We start from the raw sequence: 17,526 nt of genomic DNA, 5'->3' as shown, positions 1-17,526 counted from the left end.
GAGGCCGACGTGCTCTACCGCATCGAGCGGAAGAACTCGCGCACATCCTCGACCAGCAGGTCGGGCGCTTCCATCGCGGCGAAGTGCCCGCCACGGTCGTATTCGGTCCAGCGGACGAGGTTGTTCTGTTTCTCGGCGATGCCGCGAATCGTGGAGTCGCCGGGGAAGACCGCGACCGCTGTCGGGACACCGGAGCTGGGCAGGTCGGCGCCCCACTGTTGGGATTCCTTGTACAGGCGCATCGAGGATCCGGCGGTGCCGGTGAACCACAGAATCGCGATTTCGGCGAGCATGGCGTCGCGGTCGAGGGAGTCCTCGGGCAGCGCGGCGGCGGGGTCCTTGTAGGTGTTGACGACGTCGACGATCCAGGCGAGCAGGCCGACCGGCGAATCGGTGAGCGCGTGGGCCAGGGTGTGGGGGCGGGTGCCGTGGACACCCGCGTAGGCCGAGGTTTCGTTGCTACTCCAATCCTGGAGTGCGGCAAGCTTTTCCTGATCCCCTTCGGTGTAGCCCGCGCCGTCGTCGTTCCAGGCGGGGATGGTGATCGCGGCGTTGAGGTGCACGCCGGCGACGCGCGCGGTGTCGACGCGACCCAGTTGCGGGGCGATGAACGAGCCCGCGTCGCCGCCCTGCGCGCCATAGCGTTCGTAGCCGAGTTCGCTCATCAGCCGGGCGATCAGTTCGGCGGATCGCTCGGTCGCGGCCTGGCCGGGCTGATGCGTGGGTCCGGAGAAGCCGAAACCGGGCAGGACCGGGATGACGAGGTCGAAGGCGTCGCGCGGGTCGCCGCCGTGCGCACGCGGGTCGGTCAGCGGTCCGATCGTCGCGCCGAAGTCGGTGAACGGCCAGCCGTGCACGAGCACCAGCGGCAGCGCGTCCGGTTCGCCAGAGCGGACGTGGGTGAAGTGCAGGCGCTGTCCGTCGATCTCGGTGACGAACTGCGGGTGGGCGTTGCGTGCGGCTTCGGCGGCGCGCCAGTCGAACCCGGTCCGCCAGTAGTCGGCGAGATCGCGCAGGTAGCTGGTGGGCAGGCCGTAGGTCCAGCCGACGCCGGGCAGATCCTCGGCCCAGCGGGTGCGGGCGAGCCGCTCGTACAGGTCGTCGAGATCGGACTGCGGAATCTCGATCCGGAAGGTGTCGATGTCGCTCATACCGACAACGCTAGGTTCCGCTTAGGTCAGTATCGTTCCTAAGTTCGCGGCATGATGAACAGATGTCCGACACCTCTGCCCGGATGCTGCGTCTGCTGTCGTTGCTGCAGACCCACCGCGCGTGGTCCGGCGCCGAACTCGCGACCGAGCTCGATGTCACCGCCCGCACCGTCCGCCGCGATGTGGAACGGCTGCGTGGACTGGGCTATCCGGTGCGGGCTTTGCAGGGCAGCGCGGGTTATCGACTGGGGGCCGGTGCGTCGATGCCGCCGCTGCTGCTCGACGACGAGGAAGCCGTGGCCGTCGCGGTCGGATTGCGCACCACCTCGGGCGGCACCGTCACCGGCATCGAGGACGCGTCGTCGCGCGCACTGGCCAAGCTGGAACAGGTGCTGCCGTCGCGGCTGCGGCATCGGCTGACGACATTGCAGCAGTCGATGGTGCGGGTCGCCGCCGAGGCACCGCGGGTGGCGCCCGAGACCCTGCTGACGATCGCGGAAGCCTGCCGTCGCCACGAACGTCTGCGTTTCGACTACACCGACCACGCCGGTCACACGTCTCGCCGCGATGTCGAACCCGATTCGCTGGTCAATGTGAGCAGGCACTGGTATCTGGTCGGTTGGGATGTCGACCGGGCGGACTGGCGGTCCTTCCGCATCGATCGGCTCCAGCCGCGCGTGCCGACGGGCCCACGATTCGCCCCGCGCCCACTGCCCGACGGCGACGCGGCAACCTATCTGTCGCGCAGGCTGTCGGTCGCATCGTGGCCGTGGCGCACTGTCGTCACCCTGCACGAATCGGCCACCGCGCTGGCCGATCGCGTCTGGCCTGGAATGGGTGTGCTCGAAGCGGTCGACGACTCCCGCTGTCTGCTGCATCTGGGTGCCGACTCCCCTGCCTCGCTGGCCTGGATGATCACCGCCCTGGACGCCGAGTTCACCGTCACCGATCCACCGGAGCTCATCAGCGCGCTGCGCACAGTCAGCGAGCGCTGCCGTGACGCGATCGTGAATGCACCCGATGCAACTTTGCATACCGTGCCACCGACGCCCTGAGGCGCGATATTCAGTCACACAGAGCGTGAGTGAGCATCCCGCCGAGATCGACAGCCGACGATGTGCCGGTGTAGACGATGGTGACCGCCCGCCCGGCTCGGGTGGCGCCCGCGACGGTGGAGAATCCGTGGACGCCGCCGATGTGGCCGACAAACTGGGCACCGCACGGCAGTGGGGTGTAGCCGAGACCGAGACCGTAGGACATGCCGTCACCGTTGCCCATGTCGATTCCGTCGAGCATCTGCCGAAGTTGCGGCTCGGGCACGACCTGACCGGCCAGCAGCGCGAGGAAGAACCGATTCACATCGGCGCCGGTGCTGACCAGGGCACCGGATGTCCACGGCACCGACGGCTCCATCGGTGTCGTGTCGGTGACGGTCCCGTCGATCGCGGTGTAACCGGCGGGATGGGGCAGGCGCAGCCCGGTTTCGCCGGTGGCGGGCAGGTAGGTATTCGACAGGCCGAGCGGAATCAGGATGCGGTCGCGCAGTTCGTCGGTGTAGCGATGTCCGGTCACCGCCTCGATCAGCATGCCCGCGACGATGTAGTTGATGTTGGTGTACTCGAACCGGCTGCCGGGCGCGAACTTCGCGGGGTTCTCCAGGGCCAGTGCGATCTCCTCGGCCGGGGTGAAGGTGCGACCGTTCCTGGCCGCTTCGTGTTCGTCGAGCTCCGGGGATGGAGCCGGCTCGGGCAGACCACTGCGGTGGCCCAGGATCTGACGAACGGTGATCGCGCGACCGTCCACGCCGTCACCGGTGAGCAAACCGGGCAGATACGTGTCGACGGACCGGTCGAGGTCGACGCGGTGTTCGGCGACCAGTTGCAGCATGATCGCGGCCGTGAAGGCCTTGGTGACGCTGCCGATCCGCACATGCTGGGCGACGTCGGTGACGATCGGAGTCACGGCGACCGCATCGCCCAGACCGGAGCCGACGACGGTGCTCGCGCCGTTGTCGGTGAGCGTGGCGATGGCCCCGACGGCGCCCGAGCCGACCATCGAATCGAGGTCGCCCCGCACGCTCTCCGCCCGGGCGACCGCGACGGGATCGGCCTCACTCGTCGTGCAGGCGGACAGGACCAGCGCGGCCGTGAGGATCGGCACGGTGAAGATTCCAAAACGCATGATCGAACGATAGGAAGCGCAGGCCCACACAGGCATCGGACTGCGGTACTACCGCCACATCGGACTGCGGTAGTGGGGCAGGGCGGTCCGGTCGCCCTGCCCCACTACGTCATCGGATCAGTTCCGACGCAATGCGAGCACCGGGATGGTGCGGACACCCTTTGTCTTCTCCTCGTATTCGGCGAAACCGGGATACCGTCGCGCCTGCTCGGCGTAGAGGCGGTCACGTTCGGCGCCGGTGACTTCGGTGACGGTGACAGCGAAGGTCTCGGTACCGACCTCCGCCTCTGCATTGCCCGCCGAGACGAGGTTGTAGTACCAGTCGGGATTGGTGGGGGCACCGGCTTTGGACGCGAAGACATACATGACCTTCGGGTCGTTCTCATCGGCCAGGTACATCATCGGAGACACCAGTTGCCGGTCGGTGCGCCGCCCTCGGTGATGCACCAGCACCATCGGCGCACCCTCGAAGGGCCCACCGACTCGCCCGTCGTTGTCGCGGAACTCGGCGATGATCTTGCTGTTCCAGTCCTGAGATTCGCTCATGCCTGGCATCTTCTCTCCCGGCCTCCCCGTGTGCGAGCAACCACGCTCACGGCTCGTCGAGTACTTCTTGTAGTCGGGCGGCGAAGGTGACGGGGTCGTTGACGAATCCGGTGTGATCGCCGGGGAACAGGACCGGTTCCACGCCCAGCGCAGAGGCCAGTTCTCGTGCGGTGTGATCGCAGAACTGGCCGGTGGACTCGGCGCCGATTCCGACGATGACGCGGGTGGGGATCGAGCGCAGCAACGGCGGGTCCGGTACCCAGCCGGTGGTCTGGCCTAGTTCATGGGCGAACCAGAAGCGCTCGCTGGCCACCTGCTGAGGATCGCGGTCGCCGCCGAAGATCTGTTCGAGCATCGGGTCCGGGATGGGAATCTCGGCTTGGGCGAAAAACTTTCGCCAGGCGCCGATCACCTCGCCGGTGGCGTAGGTGGCGACGATGTCCGCGGTGAGCGCGCGCTGGGCATCGGCGTCGGGCAGGAGTTCGCGCAGCGGCGGTTCGTGGGCCACGGCGGTGGTGACCAGATCGGGGTGGGTCTGAGCCAGAGCCAGCGCGGTGACGGCGCCGCCGCTGGATCCGAAGACCACGGCCGGCCCCTCGTCGAGATGGGTGATGAGTTGGGCGAGGTCCCCGGCCCGGGCGAGCACCGTCGAATCCTGGTTCGGATCGTCGAGGGGACTACCGAAATGGCCACGCGGGTCGGTGGTCAGGACGGTGTTGGTGGTGGCCAGTTGTTCGGCTGCCGCGGCGAACGAGGCGGCGTTCATCGGGGCACCGACGAGGACGAGCAACGGTCCCGCCCCACGGACCTCGTAATACAGGCGGGCGTCGGGCACCACGAGGGTGCCGGTGGTGACGGCGGAACTGGCGGTCATGAGGCTCTCCCGGATCTCGGCTACAGGTAGCACTCATACAGACGGTGCGGAATGTGAGAACTCATCGGTCGTTGCGAATGTTCTTTCACCATAACCTTTGTCGCAGGTCAGAGTTCTTTCGATGGCGAAGGTCGGGCCAGGGCAACAACGGTCACGCGACCGGCGACGACGATCCACCCGGCCCGGTCGAACAGCGTCCCTCCCAGCCTCGGTCCGACCGACATGCTGACCCCGAACTCCGTCGCCCACAGGTCAAGCGCAGGGGTAGCGAGCACCATTCGCGGCGAAGCCGACGACGGGACGGCGCCGTCACCTGGTGTTACGGTGAGCCCGTGTTCGACTTTGCACGCCTCGACGCGGCGGTCCTCCATACGCTCCGCGTCTGTGTCGCGGAACTCCGTGCCGCAGACGACTCGCTCGCGATGGTGGCCTGCGGCATGGTCGAAGACCTCACTGGGTTCTTCGTTGCCGGAGCCGGTGCGACTTGGGTAGCCGGGCTGGAGGGGACGAATGCGGGTAGGGCGGAGTCGGCCTGGAGTCCATCGGAGTGGCCGCTTCTCGCCGAAGACCCGGACGACGCCGCGCCGGGTCGCGTAACGCGCGAGATCTGGTCGCTCTCTGGCACTCATACGATCATCGATGGGACCGGGAAAGAGCTAGAGGCGGATGCCTACGCCGCGCTCCGGGGGCAATACGAGAACCGGATCGTGCGCGCGATCCAGCAGATGCGGGCGGACTGCGAGTTTCGCGATGCCGCGGGGAATGACGTGTGGATCTGGCTGCACTCTGCGGACGACGCTGATCCCGAACTCGACGAGCGCAGCTTCGCCGCCCTGCAGGTCATCGAACTCGCCCGCGATTTCGATGACCGTTTCGGCGCCGGGGGCGATCGGCTGCTTGCGCGTCTCGCGGCCCGCGTGGCGTAAGGCAGCACTGAGAGACGTCGTCCCGATGTGCGCTCAGGTGTTGTCGCAAGCCGTTGACGTGCGTGGTCGAGCTAACGGCGGCGGCGGAGTTCGTCCGCGCGTGCGCGCAGTGTCGCGGCGACCAGTTCGCGACCTTCGTGGGCCAGATCGACCACTTCGCGGGCGCTCTTGCGTCCCGCGTCGCTCACGATGCTCGCCAGCGTGGTACCTGTTCGGCGCGCCGCGATGGACAGTTCGTTGAGCAGTTCTCGGCCGGGTTCGAATTTGTCCATCTCGGTGGGACTCCATTCGCAGTGCAAACCAGCTGGTATCACCTGGAAAGCTCAGTGTACAGTCGTGCACTGAATACGTGTCAAGCCCCCCGGGTCGCGGTGACTACGATTCCCGCATGTCAGTCCATGCGTCAAGGGGTTTCGCATGCTGAGTTCTCACCCGGAAACACGCGAGCACGCAGCGATTCGACCGACGAGCACCGGCACTACCGCGGCAACGAGCGAACGAACGCCGATGCCGCGCAGCCGAGAGCTGCACGGCACCAGGGTGAGGCAGGTTCAGTTGTAGGAGTTGGCGACCCCGTCGAGCAGGTGCTCGAGGGTCTCGTAGGCCGGTACGTCGACCACGTCGATCAGATCGGCGGCCACCGGCACCGAGCGCTCGGCGGCGACCGAGGTGAACTGGGCGGTGTCGCCGGTGCGGAAACCGTGTTCGGCGGCCAGACGGCGCAGCTCGGGGTTGTCGGTGAGGATTTTGCCGATCTTGTCGCCGGTGGGATTCAACGGGACCAGCGTGTGACTCGACAGGACGGTCGGGGTCGGGTACGTCAGCACCATGTCCGGCTTGATCCGGCCCTTGCCCGCCGCTTCGACGAACTGCGCCTCGTAGATGCAGACCAGCGGGGTCGGGCCCATACCGTTGGTGAGGTACTGGTTGAACGGTCCTTCGCTGCTGTTGTCGGTGTAACCCTGGGCGAGGAACAGCTTCGACAGGGCGGGCAACACGTGCTGTTCGGCGGTGGCCCCGCGCACGATGGTGTGGTCGTTGGCGACGTAGCTGGCGATCGACAGGTACATGGCCGCGGAGTTGGAACTGCGCGGGTCGGTGGTGGAGACCAGGATGTTCTTGGCCACCGGGTAGGTGGTGTTGTCGGGCAGGTCGTCCCACTGCACGCCGGTGCCTGCCAACTCCAGGTACTTGTTCATGTCGAACGTCGCGACCGGACCCGGCTTGATCACGCCGGCCGTCGTCAGCAGGTCCGCGATCGGCCGGTAGGTGGCGATGGCGATGGGCGACGAGAACGGCGTGTATTTGGTGGTGATGTTGCGCTGGCGCTGGATTCGTTCCGCGGCCGGAATGCTGGACGGGAACGCGAAATCGAAGGCGCCGAGATCGACGGTGGTCGCGATCTGGCGTGAACCGGCCGGTTCGACCTCGACGCGGATGCCGTTGTCGGCGAGCACCTTCACCACGCGCTCGTCAGCGAAGAACGACATCTTCTCCGACCCGACGACACCGCGCACCACAGCCGCCGCGGCGGCCGGAGCGGCGGCCGGAGCATCGGCGCCTGCGGGCAACAGCACGACCCCGGCCACGACGGCGGCGACCACCACGACCGCGCCGAGCGACAACGGCACTACCGCCCGCCTGCTCACCAGCCGCTCGGTCTGCTTCTCGGTCGTGTTCGACTCTCGCGCGATGACCTCGGAGGCCCGCACGCTGGCCGAGGGCGCCGGAATCCGCACCGTCGGATCGGGATCGGCGAGTTCACGGCGCACGATCCGCTCGACCAGAATCGGCACGAACTCCCGGATCGGCTTATCGGTGAAACGATGATGCGCGGCGCCTACCGCCGACGTCACCTGGTCGACGGGGACGTTCTCGGACAGGTCTTCGACCAAACTCTCGGTCATGCGCCGCATAGCCAGCTCTTCACGCTGGACGGCATCGGCAGCTAGGCCGGGTACTACGCGCGACACCACAATTCTCCTGGGCTCACAATCGGGCTCTGCGGACGCGGCGCGCCGAACAGGGCCCCTCTCCCGGTGCGCACGCCGCGGGCCACGCTACCGGCGCGCAGCACAGTTACCCCAGCTGTGAGCGAGGGTGCACACAGAGTTCAGCACGCGCTCGACTGCCCGCAATGTCGCGTTGTCCCCGAGTTCGCGTAAACCTCGAATTGCGCACTGGCAGTGTGTGATTCGCTACTACAGCTCGGTCGCGGCACGAATCGGCCGACTCTGTTCCTCGGTCGCGGACCCGTGCGCCGCGTGCAGCGCCGCCCGCCAGAGTCCACCGGCGAGCAGTTCCATGACACCGATCACGACCAGCCCACCACCGGCCATCGTCGCCAGCCCCGTGACCGTCTGGAAGGTGATCGCGATGACGGCGATGCCGATCGCGGTGGTGACGAGCCCGCACACTTCGTGGGTCCAGCCGTCGACGATGCTGTCGTCCCACGCCGCGACCAGCGCCTGCACGATGCCGCGCACCGACCAACCGATGCCGATCCACAGGGCGAGCAATTCGATATTGCCGCCGTAGAAGACCAGCCCGGCCAATATCCCGGTGAGCCCCGCACTGACCAGTACCAGCACCCTCAGCGGCAACGCGATCCGCGCCATGAACGCCAGATACGTCTGCACCGCGGTGCTCAGAACCAGCGAGATCCCGAACAGCGTCGCCAGGGTGGATTCGTCGCGCCCCGGCCACAGCAGCAGCGCCACACCCAACCCGAACGAGCACCCACCGGCCACGAGCATCGCGGTGCCGGTCCGATCGGCGTCGCGGGTCATGTCAGCCGCTCCGCCAGGTAGGGCGAGGTCCGGCTCACCGGATTGTCCGCCACCTGCTCCGGTGTCCCCTGTGCCACGATTCGGCCCCCCTGCCCGCCACCGCCCGGTCCCATGTCGATCACATGATCGGCTCCGGCGACCACGGTCATGTCGTGTTCGACCACCACCACGCTCGCGCCGCTGTCGACGAGCGAATTCAGTTGTGTCATCAGGATATCGGTGTCGGCCGGATGCAGCCCGGTTGTCGGTTCGTCGAGCAGGTAGACGGTGCCGGCGCGCCGAGCCCGCTGCAACTCGGTGGCCAGCTTCACCCGCTGCGCTTCACCACCGGACAGTTCGGTGGCCGGTTGCCCGAGCCGTAGGTAGCCGAGGCCGACATCGCGCAGCGTGTGCAGAGCGCGCGCGACGACGCCGACGTCGGCGAGGAAGTCGGCGGCGCGGTCGACGGTCATGTCGAGCACCTGGGCGATCGTGGTGTCGCGATAGGTGATTTCGAGGGTTTCGGGGTTGTAGCGCGCACCGTGGCAGGCCGGGCACGGGCTGTAGGTACTGGGCAGGAACAGCAGTTCCACGGTGATGTATCCCTCGCCCTGACAGGTCGGGCAACGTCCTTCGGCGACATTGAACGAGAACCGGCCGACGCCGTAGCCGCGGGCTTGGGCGGCCTCGGTCGCGGCGAACAGTTTGCGCACCGTGTCGAACAGGCCGGTGTAGGTGGCCAGGTTCGACCGTGGGGTGCGCCCGATCGGCGCCTGGTCGACTTCGACGACTCGCACGATGTCCGCATCCGCCTCGGCGGTGGTCGAAACAGCGTGCAGCAGTGTGGATTTGCCCGATCCGGAGACACCGGTGATCGCGGTGAACACACCGAGGGGAATGTCGACGTCGAGGTCTTGCAGATTGTGGCTGGTGATCGCGCGCAGTCGCAGCGCGCCGGTGGGCGTGCGGGCCGCGCGCGGGGGACGCACGATCTCGTCGAACAGGTAGGGCCGGGTGACCGAGTCGGCCACTTCGCGCAAGCCGTCGACTTCACCGGCGTAGAGCACCGTGCCGCCGTGCACGCCCGCGCCGGGACCGATATCGATGAGCCAGTCGGCGTGGCGGACGACGTCGAGGTCGTGTTCGACGAGGAACACGCTGTTACCCGAATTCTTGAGCCGGTCGAGCACTTTCGTCAGAGCGGCGGTATCGGCCGGGTGCAGTCCCGCTGACGGCTCGTCCAGAATGTAGACGACACCGAACAGTCCCGACCGCAGCTGCCCGGCCAGTCGTAATCGTTGCAGCTCACCGCCGGACAGTGTCGGACTCTCCCGGTCGACGCTCAGATAACCGAGCCCGAGTTCGATCAGCACATCGATGCGCGAGGTCAGGTCCTGGGTGAGCACCGCCAGCGCCTCCGTGCCGGGGGTGTGGGGCCGCAACACCTCGACGAGTTCACTCAGCGGCAGGTCGGCGAGTTCGGTGATGTTGTACCCGGCGAAGGTCACCGCGAGCGCTTCGGGTTTGAGTCGCCGCCCGTCACACAGCGGGCAGACGGCGGTGTGCAGGTACTCGGCCGCGCGGGCCCTGGTGGCCTCGCTCTTGGATTCGGCGTGCGAGCGCAGCAGCAACTGCTTGGCGCCGGTGTAGGTGCCCTGGTAGGGGCGGTGGATGCGATGCGGTTCGCGCACGGGTTCCACCGTGACGACCGGTTTCTCCTCGGTGAACAGGATCCATTCGCGGGCGGCGGGTGAGAGTTCACGCCACGGGCGGTCGATGTCGTAGCCGAGCGCGCTGAGCACGTCGCGCAGGTTCTTGCCCTGCCAGGCGCCGGGCCACGACGCGATCGCGCCCTCGCGGATGCTCAGCGCCGGGTCGGGGACCATCGACGCCTCGGTGGCGTCGTGGACGACGCCTTGTCCGTGGCAGCGCGGGCAGGCGCCTTCGACGGTGTTCGGGGAGAACGCGTCGGAGTAGAGGCGGTTGGTGCCCTCCGGGTAGTGCCCTGGGCCGGTTCTGGCCGGGGTGTCGGGGTAGTCACCTTCGCGGGACATGAGCATGCGCAACGTGTTCGAGATCGCGGTGACGGTGCCGACGGTCGATCGCGACGACGGCGAGGACCGGCGCTGGGCCAGGGCCACCGTCGGCGGCAAGCCGGTGACAGTGTCGACATCGGGAGCTTCGACCTGGTTCAGCAACCGTCGGGCATACGGTGCCACCGACTCCAGATAGCGGCGTTGCGATTCCGCGTACAGCGTGCCGAACGCCAGCGAAGACTTGCCTGAGCCCGACACTCCCGTGAACGCGACCAGGGCGTCTCGGGGCATATCCACGTCGACATCGCGCAGATTGTGGACCCGGGCGCCACGCACCCGAACCGAAGGATCGACCTCGTGCGAATCCACAGCTACCTACCGTACTCCCGAAGCGGTGACCTTCGGGGCGAACGCGCCCGTTGGCGTAGAGCCTAGAAGGGCCAGCCCAATTGCGGCGCGCGATCGGCGGTGAACGCTGCGTCGAACGCGCGCAGCACCTTCGAATCCTCGACGGCGATCCGGTGCGCGGCGGCGAAAGTGCTGGCGCGCTGCCCGCCGAAGTAGAGGGCGCCGAGAATGTTGATGTCGAAGGCGAGTGTCGCTGTCCGGGTGGTGGGCTCACATTCGGCGAGGCCGTCACGGATGCGCAGGGCGAAATTTCCGCCGGCGCCGCGGAACGGATCGTGCACCGCCAGCACGGTATCGAGGTCGGCGCGGTAGGTGCGCGCGGTCAGGGCGGCGGGTACGTCCATGACCCGCGCCCACAGTGCGTCGCCGCGGTGGGTCACCTGCACCGCGCGTGGGTCGGTGAGCATGTGGGCCAGCGGATCGTCGTCGGCGATCTCGGCTTCGACGGTGTCGACGAGGTCCATGCCGAGCAGCACCCGCCACAGCGCGGCGTGCGCTTCAGGGGTCACGGCACGGAATTCCCACACCGAGGCGATATCGCGGCCATCCCGCCGCGAGCGCCGATACAGCGCGTAGCCGTCGGCGTGCAGCAGCGCGAACAGTGTCGTCGCACCCTGGCGATGGCGCTCCACATCGGCGAAGAACAGGTCCCACTTGGCATCCGGACGATCCTGCGCACCCGAGGTCACTTCCTGCCAGCGTTGGTAGATCTCGCGAATCCGCGTGACGGCGTCGGCCAGTGTCTCCAGGGTGACGCCGCCCGGATCGGGTGTAGTGGGACGGAATTCGGCGCGCCGCGTATCGATGTAGATCGCGGTGTCGAGAATGGCCACCTCGTACCCGAACCGTCCGTAGATCGTGCCCTCGCTGGCCGTGAAGATCGTCAACGGCAATCCGTCGGCCTCGGTTCGAGCGTGCTGGGCCTCATAGAGCTCGCGCAGAATCCCCCGCCGCCGATGCGTCGGCGCCACCGCGACCCCCGATACCCCGCATGCCCGCACCGATCGTTGCCCCGGCACCGTGACCGTCATCGTCCGATCCACCGTGTGCCCGACGATCCGGTCACCGTCCATCGCGACCAACGATCGCTCGACCGGAAAGACCTTGCCCCGGAATTCGTCCTCGTCACCGCCGTACCGCATCCCGAACCCGGCCTCTTGCAACCCCAAGATCGCAGCCGAGTCCGCCTGGGTAGCCGCTCGAACGCACACGCTCTTCGCCGATGCCATCCTCGTACCCTCCCACGCCACCCCAGCACTGCACATCTGGTTTTCGACCCGAGGTGGCGTGGTGGGGAGCAGTTGTGGGGCTAGTCGGTGAGCACGGTGATCAGCTCCACGACCGGGCCCAGCGCGGAGGGCACGGCGACCGAGCCCGCCGCGCCGAGTCGTACGGCTGCGGGCGAGCGGTGGAATCGCACGACAGCGGACCCGATGGGAACGTCGGTGTGGGTGATGTCGTCCAGACCGATGCCGACATCACCCTCGATCGACCGGTGTTCGGGCTGCGTCACGACGACGGTCGGATCCGGCGCGTCGCTGACGCTCTGAGCCTGAGCCCTCGTCCGACCTGTCAGCAGATCCACGACGGCGCCGATCGCGACCGGATCGCGGGTGCCGTCGTAGATCCAGCGACGGCCCAGTACTCCGTGTTCGGCAGTGCCGACGAGCGCGGCGTCACCTCCCGGCAGCGGCGCCCCACGATAGGTCAACGGCACCTGATACAACACTTCGTCGGCACCGGAATCGTCGACGAACAGCAGGAATTCGATGCCCACCTCGCCTGCGGGATCGTCGAGGCGGAACCCGCCGGCCTTCCGGATGTGTGGTGTCGTGCCCCGGTACCACTGCCGGCTGGGCAACCACGTCGCGACGAGATCGCGCTTGGACGGGGTGACGGTGGTCTGGTGGATGACTGCCATCGCGGGTATCAGCCTTTCGCCGACATGGCGCGCACGTCGGGCAGGGTGCCGATGCGCTGGGTGGTGGGACGGCCGGGGGCGGCGGTCTGGGCGGAGCCTGTTGTGCGGAGCAGGGTCCTTATCTGTTCCGGGGTCGCGCGGCCGGGGCCGTGGGCGCGGATGCCCTGGTAGGCGGCGACGGCGCCGACGACGATCGGCGAGGCGCTGGAGGTGCCGCTGAATTCGTCGGTGTACCAGAGGTCTTCGTCGGGGCCGCCTTGGAGATCGCCGTAGCCGGTGGTGGTGACCTCACGGCCCCAGCCTTGGACGTCGAGGCGGGCACCGTGGTTGGAGAAGTCCAGACGCGAGCGGGCGGGGCCGTGGTCGCGGCCGTGCAGGCCCGGTGGTGGGGCGCCCGCGCCGACCAGGACGGCGCCGGAGTCGGCCCGGCCCGCGCGAAACGGGTTGTGCCAGGTGGCGGGGAAATCACCGGGGCGGGTGTCGTAGACGGCGTCGTCGAGGTTTTCGGCCCCGTTGCCCGCCGCTTCGATGACGACGACGCCGCGGCTCACGGCGTAGCGGATGGCGGCGAAGTCGTCGGGCCACCATTCCACGGCGATGTAGCCGCGCTGATCAGGAGTCGCCCGGTAGTCGAATCGCGGACCGGGGCGATGCAATTCGATGAGGACGATGTCGCCGGGGTTCAAGGCGTCGGCCGCGGAGCGGATCGCGGCGGCCGAGCCGATGCCGAACACGGAGATGGCCCTGATGTGGGCTTCGGGTGCGATCCCGGTGACGCCGAAGGCGTTGAGGTCGCCGCTGATCTCACCGGCGACGGCGGTGCCGTGATTGCGCCACCCCAGATCGTCGGACGCGGTGCCACCGATCATCCCGCCTTGGTTCTGGCGCAGGTCCTCGTGGGTGAACCGCCACGCGCCCTCGACGTCGATTACCCGCACGCCGGTGCCGAGCCCGCCGGGCTGACCGTGTGCCCACACCGCATCGATGCCGTTGGGCGCGGCGTCCAAATAGGCCTGCCTGACCCGGAAATCGGGTGTCACAGCGGGCGCTCGCGGTGCGACGATGTTCTCGGCGAGGGGTGCCAGCGGCAGTTCGGCCGCGGGCTTCACATAGGCAGCGGCCACGGTGTCGTCCTCGCGCAGCCGATGCGCGAGTTCGCCGAGGTCACCCAGTTCACCGTGCACCGAGTAGTAGCTGAGGTAGTCTCCCGCGACCGGCGCCTGCGGTGTGTCGGCCAGTCTGGCCGCAAGTCGATTGTCCGGGCCGAAGATCGGCACCAGACGCGCCGAGCCGGGGAGCAATTCATCGACTCTGGTGCGGACGGATCGGTTCTCGCGCAGGGCGATCGGTGTGATCTCCGGGCCGGTCGGCGTGGTGATGACGATCAGTTCACCCGGCGGGACCGCGGGTGCGGGCGCCCCTGATCGACGCTGCCTGCTGGATCGAGTGGCGGCCATGGTTACCAGTCAACCGTGCCCCGCGCTCGCCCGCTACTGTTCTGCCGCACCGGCTTCGGCGACACGCCGTCACCACATCGCGCCGACGATCCCGACCACGGCGATCGCCGCGACATAGGCCAGCACCAGGCGGGTGTCGCGCAACCAGCATCGACTGCGCCGCAACCCGGCCCGCCACGCCCGCCAATACCCGACGAACGCGAGCGCGCCGAACCCGACCACCGCCCACGGGCCCACGAGCCACGTCAGCAACGCCACGGTTGCCACCACACACAACGTCAACGGGTCGTGCGGCTGCTGGGCGCGCATCGCTTCCTCGTAATAGACCCCGCGCTCGCTCACCGCACCTCCACCGGCAGCAACGCCCGTCCCGACGGCGCCGCTGCCGACAACCGTTGCCGCGACAGCGCGGGCCACGCCTGCACCGCGCAGAACGGCGCGCACTGATCAGCGTCGGCGCGAGTGCCCACATGCACGCAACACTGGGTGAGTCGTTCTTCGATCATCGTCGACATATCCATGAACGGTTTGATCGTGATCCGCACGACCCGTTCTCCGAGCAGTGTCCGCAACCGCTTGCGCCGTCCGGGCAATGCCGACGACGCCAATGTCAGCAGGGTCGACATCCCCAGGTCACAGTTCTCGCAGATATTGCGCCACACCCGCCCGATCTCCGGATGCGACAGCGACGACTGCTCCGACAGCAATCCCAGCAGCGATTCCTGCACCGCCATCCGCAGTTCGGCGGGCAGCGCCGAGTCCGCGATCCGGTTCGACACCAGGCCCAGTTGCTGCTTCAACCGCTCGTGCCCGATCAGCGAGACCAGCGACCGCCACTGCCCGGCGTCATCGCGCAACAGGTAGCCGACAGAGCAGCAGTGCGGATGCGAACACGGCAGCGCGGTGAGGTCGCGCCAGGTCACCAGCCCGTCGGTCTGCGGGCCGAGTCGGCGCAGCACGCCGGTATGGGTGAGCCGGTCCATCGGGTCGATCGCTCCCGAACGCCCGGACCCGAATTGCGGTTGGATCGAAACTCCGCCGACGAACGGGGTGTCCATGGCGGTGCGCAGCACCGCGCCGATCTCGTCGTCGTTCACGCCCAGCGCCACTGTCATCACCAAGGTGGTGAAGACGGCGTTCGACGAAAGCCGTTGCAGTGCCTGCTGTTTGCGGACCCGCAGGTCACCGCCGCGGTGATGGCGTGAGGCCTGCGCTGTTTCCCCGTCGTATTGCAGATACACCTCGACCCGGTCGCGATGGGTACGCAGCAGCGCCAGCAGTTCGTCGTCGACGGCGATGCGCAGACCGTTGGTGTTGAGCAGGATTCGGGTGATGGGCCGCGCGGTGAGCTCGGCCAGCAGGTGCGCCAACTGCGGATGCAGGGTCGGTTCACCGCCGCTGAGCATCAGCACGTCCAGGCGCCCGTTCTCGCGGGCCAGCCGCTGATCGACATTGGCCAGCACGTCCTCGACCGCCACCACACCGCGTAGTTCGGGCGAGGAGTCGGCGAAACAGGTCGGGCAGCGCAGGTTGCAACTGTCGATGATGTCCTCGAGCAGGATGCAGGTGTGCTGGGTCTGCATCTCGGGCAGCCCCCGCAGATACGCCGAGGGCACGGGATGGAAATTGCCGACGGTGTCGGGCAGGTGCGCTTTGGTCGGGGCCGTCCACTCTTCGAGGTAGGCAAGGATCTCGGGGTCCTCGTCGTAGAGGGTCCGCACCATGCCGTGGGTGCGACACCCGCGTTCGAGGAAAACCTTCCCGTCCCGTTCGGCCAGCCACCCCGACAGTCGCGCGACCTCGGGCAGTGGCGTTTCGGGGTGTTCGTCGTGACAGCGGGGGCAGAACGCGGTGACATAGCGCAGGATCCGATCGCCCCGCAACGGCATCCCGGTCATCGCGCCATCCCGAACATGCCCGTGTACAGCTCGGGGTTGATGGCCGTGCACAAACCCGCCGTGCACACCGAGACCAGCGACCACCCGATCATCAGCCCCATTCCGAACCCCTTGGGAGCGGGCCGTTTGCGCCGGATCAACAGCCAGCCACCCCCGAAGGCCGCCGCCGCACTGACCACCGCGGTGAGACCGACCAGCGCCTTGGTCGCGGTGTCGTCGTTGATGGAGGCCACCACCAGGAACACGACGAATCCCGCGATCGCGTTGACCACGATGAACGCCATCGCACCCGCCAACGCCATCGCCGCGATCTGACCGCCCTGCCCCGGCGGCTTTCCGCCCTGATAGGGGGGTGGGGGTGGCATGTTCGGTGGTGGTCCGGGAGGAAAGTTCATGCCGCGACCTTTCGTCGAAGTACACCGTCGTAGTTGCCGCGCCGATAGCCGATGGTCCAGCGCACCGCCACCAGGACCAGTCCCGGCAGCAGGAACCATTGCGGGCGCGTCAGATCCAGCCACACCGTGTCGTTGGCACGGGTGAACTCGACCAGGAACCGGAAGATCGCATAGGCCCCGACATAGAGGGTGAACAGCTCCCCCGGTGTGCTGATCCGGTCGCGTAACCACCACAGTGCGCCGAAAGCGGCCAGCTGGAACACGATTTCGTAGAGAAAACTGGGATGCATCGCCACACCGGCCACACACCCGGGGCACTGTGGCACCGTCGCGGGCGCGTGGATCCCCCACGGCAGGTTCGTGGGCCGTCCCGGCGCCTCGGTGAGCAGGCACCCGATGCGCCCCACCGCCATTCCCAGCGCCACCGCCGGGGCGAACAGGTCACCGGTCCGTTCCCGATAGCCGATGATCCGCTTCGCGATCAACACGCCCACATACGCGCCGAACAATCCGCCGAGCACGCTGCGCGCACCGAACATCCAGCTCTCGTAGGGATCGAGCGTCTCGGCCAGACTCGACAACCGCATACCGATCGCCCCACCGACCAACGCGCCGGTGACCGCGACCAGGGACTCTTCGCGCAGCGCGTCGCGGCGCCTGCATTCGGTCACGAACACCACCGCGGCGACAGCGACCCCGAGCGCGACGAAGAACCCGTGCGTCGGGATCCCCCACATCAGCTGCGCCACCATGGCCAAAGGTTAGCGGGCACGACGGCCCGCGTGCGTGAGTGAAACTACTCCCACATTCGGGTACTACCCTGTTCGTTGGTGAACGACGGTGCGGGAGTGAGTGTTTCGTTTAGAATGGTGCGAGGTGAGATCCTCACCCCGGTACCGGTCCTCGGGTACCAGCGTAGATCATCGCGATAGTTCCACCATTTCGGGAATTCCATCGGGTACGCA

17 protein-coding genes are annotated in these 17,526 nt (G+C 67.6%); 2 read left to right on the top strand and 15 right to left on the bottom strand.

The annotated features are described in order from the left end of the window. Positions 1-14: 14 nt before the first annotated feature. Positions 15-1,151: an epoxide hydrolase family protein gene (locus OHS03_RS10885; protein ID WP_328662619.1), complete on the bottom strand. Its 1,137-nt coding sequence runs from the start codon at positions 1,149-1,151 to the stop codon at positions 15-17. A 62-nt stretch (positions 1,152-1,213) separates the two neighbouring features. Here OHS03_RS10885 and OHS03_RS10880 point away from each other — a divergent pair, with 62 nt between their 5' ends. Beyond that, positions 1,214-2,206 carry a helix-turn-helix transcriptional regulator gene (locus OHS03_RS10880; RefSeq protein WP_328662618.1) on the top strand — a complete coding sequence of 331 codons (993 nt, stop codon included), beginning with the start codon at positions 1,214-1,216 and terminating at the stop codon, positions 2,204-2,206. Between the two features lie 10 nt (positions 2,207-2,216). On the opposite strand, the gene OHS03_RS10875 is transcribed toward OHS03_RS10880, so the two are convergent. The 3 genes from OHS03_RS10875 to OHS03_RS10865 all read right to left on the bottom strand — a co-directional run bounded on the left by OHS03_RS10875 (position 2,217) and on the right by OHS03_RS10865 (position 4,752). Then, positions 2,217-3,332: a serine hydrolase domain-containing protein gene (locus OHS03_RS10875; protein WP_328662617.1), complete on the bottom strand. Its 1,116-nt coding sequence runs from the start codon at positions 3,330-3,332 to the stop codon at positions 2,217-2,219. Between the two features lie 117 nt (positions 3,333-3,449). Then, positions 3,450-3,878 (bottom strand): nitroreductase/quinone reductase family protein, encoded by a 429-nt coding sequence (locus OHS03_RS10870; RefSeq protein WP_328662616.1) that lies wholly within the window; start codon positions 3,876-3,878, stop codon positions 3,450-3,452. A gap of 46 nt (positions 3,879-3,924) precedes the next feature. Continuing rightward, positions 3,925-4,752 (bottom strand): alpha/beta fold hydrolase, encoded by an 828-nt coding sequence (locus OHS03_RS10865; RefSeq protein ID WP_328662615.1) that lies wholly within the window; start codon positions 4,750-4,752, stop codon positions 3,925-3,927. A 332-nt stretch (positions 4,753-5,084) separates the two neighbouring features. On the opposite strand from OHS03_RS10865, the gene OHS03_RS10860 reads away from it, so the two are divergent. Further along, positions 5,085-5,678 carry a hypothetical protein gene (locus OHS03_RS10860; protein ID WP_328662614.1) on the top strand — a complete coding sequence of 198 codons (594 nt, stop codon included), beginning with the start codon at positions 5,085-5,087 and terminating at the stop codon, positions 5,676-5,678. A 71-nt stretch (positions 5,679-5,749) separates the two neighbouring features. On the opposite strand, the gene OHS03_RS10855 is transcribed toward OHS03_RS10860, so the two are convergent. The 11 genes from OHS03_RS10855 to OHS03_RS10805 form a co-directional block, all read right to left on the bottom strand. Next, on the bottom strand, positions 5,750-5,950 hold the full coding sequence (locus OHS03_RS10855; protein WP_328662613.1) for a hypothetical protein: 201 nt from the start codon (positions 5,948-5,950) through the stop codon (positions 5,750-5,752). 279 nt (positions 5,951-6,229) lie between these two features. After that, positions 6,230-7,651 (bottom strand): three-helix bundle dimerization domain-containing protein, encoded by a 1,422-nt coding sequence (locus OHS03_RS10850; protein ID WP_328662612.1) that lies wholly within the window; start codon positions 7,649-7,651, stop codon positions 6,230-6,232. Positions 7,652-7,879: 228 nt separating this feature from the next. After that, positions 7,880-8,467, bottom strand: a complete 588-nt coding sequence (locus OHS03_RS10845) for a hypothetical protein (RefSeq protein WP_062981231.1) — start codon at positions 8,465-8,467, stop codon at positions 7,880-7,882. Next, complete coding sequence (locus tag OHS03_RS10840) at positions 8,464-10,773, bottom strand: ATP-binding cassette domain-containing protein (protein WP_328664174.1); 2,310 nt, start codon at positions 10,771-10,773, stop codon at positions 8,464-8,466. The genes OHS03_RS10845 and OHS03_RS10840 overlap by 4 nt, the downstream gene beginning before the upstream one ends. 140 nt (positions 10,774-10,913) lie before the next feature. Beyond that, entirely contained in the window at positions 10,914-12,119 is a 1,206-nt protein-coding gene (locus tag OHS03_RS10835; RefSeq protein ID WP_328662611.1) for a GNAT family N-acetyltransferase, read from the bottom strand. A gap of 80 nt (positions 12,120-12,199) precedes the next feature. Next, positions 12,200-12,811: a maltokinase N-terminal cap-like domain-containing protein gene (locus tag OHS03_RS10830; RefSeq protein WP_063003110.1), complete on the bottom strand. Its 612-nt coding sequence runs from the start codon at positions 12,809-12,811 to the stop codon at positions 12,200-12,202. Between the two features lie 8 nt (positions 12,812-12,819). Further along, positions 12,820-14,268 (bottom strand): S8 family peptidase, encoded by a 1,449-nt coding sequence (locus OHS03_RS10825; protein ID WP_328662610.1) that lies wholly within the window; start codon positions 14,266-14,268, stop codon positions 12,820-12,822. Between the two features lie 69 nt (positions 14,269-14,337). Next, positions 14,338-14,610, bottom strand: a complete 273-nt coding sequence (locus tag OHS03_RS10820; RefSeq protein ID WP_328662609.1) for a hypothetical protein — start codon at positions 14,608-14,610, stop codon at positions 14,338-14,340. Then, a complete protein-coding gene (locus OHS03_RS10815) occupies positions 14,607-16,157 on the bottom strand; it encodes a radical SAM protein (RefSeq protein ID WP_407942508.1) in 1,551 nt (516 codons plus the stop codon). Before OHS03_RS10815 ends, OHS03_RS10820 begins: the two co-directional genes overlap by 4 nt. A 5-nt stretch (positions 16,158-16,162) precedes the next feature. Then, the gene (locus tag OHS03_RS10810) at positions 16,163-16,561 is read right to left on the bottom strand and encodes a hypothetical protein (RefSeq protein ID WP_063893698.1); all 399 of its coding nucleotides are present in this window, start codon (positions 16,559-16,561) and stop codon (positions 16,163-16,165) included. Then, positions 16,558-17,313 (bottom strand): prolipoprotein diacylglyceryl transferase, encoded by a 756-nt coding sequence (locus OHS03_RS10805; RefSeq protein WP_328662607.1) that lies wholly within the window; start codon positions 17,311-17,313, stop codon positions 16,558-16,560. The genes OHS03_RS10810 and OHS03_RS10805 overlap by 4 nt, the downstream gene beginning before the upstream one ends. Positions 17,314-17,526 lie beyond the last annotated feature (213 nt).

Origin of the sequence: Nocardia salmonicida (genome assembly GCF_036142455.1) — a bacterium.
Classification (GTDB): domain Bacteria; phylum Actinomycetota; class Actinomycetes; order Mycobacteriales; family Mycobacteriaceae; genus Nocardia; species Nocardia salmonicida.
The sequence above is the reverse complement of the archived record's forward strand: the minus strand, read 5'-3'. Positions and strand labels throughout refer to the sequence as shown.

Excerpts from the sequence above, each read along its gene's own strand:
- OHS03_RS10815 (WP_407942508.1), bottom strand. The coding sequence starts at position 16,157 with ATGCCGTTGCGGGGCGATCGGATCCTGCGCTATGTCACCGCGTTCTGC.
- OHS03_RS10870 (WP_328662616.1), bottom strand. The coding sequence starts at position 3,878 with ATGAGCGAATCTCAGGACTGGAACAGCAAGATCATCGCCGAGTTCCGC.
- OHS03_RS10885 (WP_328662619.1), bottom strand. The coding sequence starts at position 1,151 with ATGAGCGACATCGACACCTTCCGGATCGAGATTCCGCAGTCCGATCTC.
- OHS03_RS10825 (WP_328662610.1), bottom strand. The coding sequence starts at position 14,268 with ATGGCCGCCACTCGATCCAGCAGGCAGCGTCGATCAGGGGCGCCCGCA.
- OHS03_RS10875 (WP_328662617.1), bottom strand. The coding sequence starts at position 3,332 with ATGCGTTTTGGAATCTTCACCGTGCCGATCCTCACGGCCGCGCTGGTC.
- OHS03_RS10830 (WP_063003110.1), bottom strand. The coding sequence starts at position 12,811 with ATGGCAGTCATCCACCAGACCACCGTCACCCCGTCCAAGCGCGATCTC.
- OHS03_RS10840 (WP_328664174.1), bottom strand. The coding sequence starts at position 10,773 with ATGCCCCGAGACGCCCTGGTCGCGTTCACGGGAGTGTCGGGCTCAGGC.
- OHS03_RS10845 (WP_062981231.1), bottom strand. The coding sequence starts at position 8,467 with ATGACCCGCGACGCCGATCGGACCGGCACCGCGATGCTCGTGGCCGGT.
- OHS03_RS10865 (WP_328662615.1), bottom strand. The coding sequence starts at position 4,752 with ATGACCGCCAGTTCCGCCGTCACCACCGGCACCCTCGTGGTGCCCGAC.
- OHS03_RS10810 (WP_063893698.1), bottom strand. The coding sequence starts at position 16,561 with ATGAACTTTCCTCCCGGACCACCACCGAACATGCCACCCCCACCCCCC.
- OHS03_RS10835 (WP_328662611.1), bottom strand. The coding sequence starts at position 12,119 with ATGGCATCGGCGAAGAGCGTGTGCGTTCGAGCGGCTACCCAGGCGGAC.
- OHS03_RS10880 (WP_328662618.1), top strand. The coding sequence starts at position 1,214 with ATGTCCGACACCTCTGCCCGGATGCTGCGTCTGCTGTCGTTGCTGCAG.
- OHS03_RS10855 (WP_328662613.1), bottom strand. The coding sequence starts at position 5,950 with ATGGACAAATTCGAACCCGGCCGAGAACTGCTCAACGAACTGTCCATC.
- OHS03_RS10805 (WP_328662607.1), bottom strand. The coding sequence starts at position 17,313 with ATGGTGGCGCAGCTGATGTGGGGGATCCCGACGCACGGGTTCTTCGTC.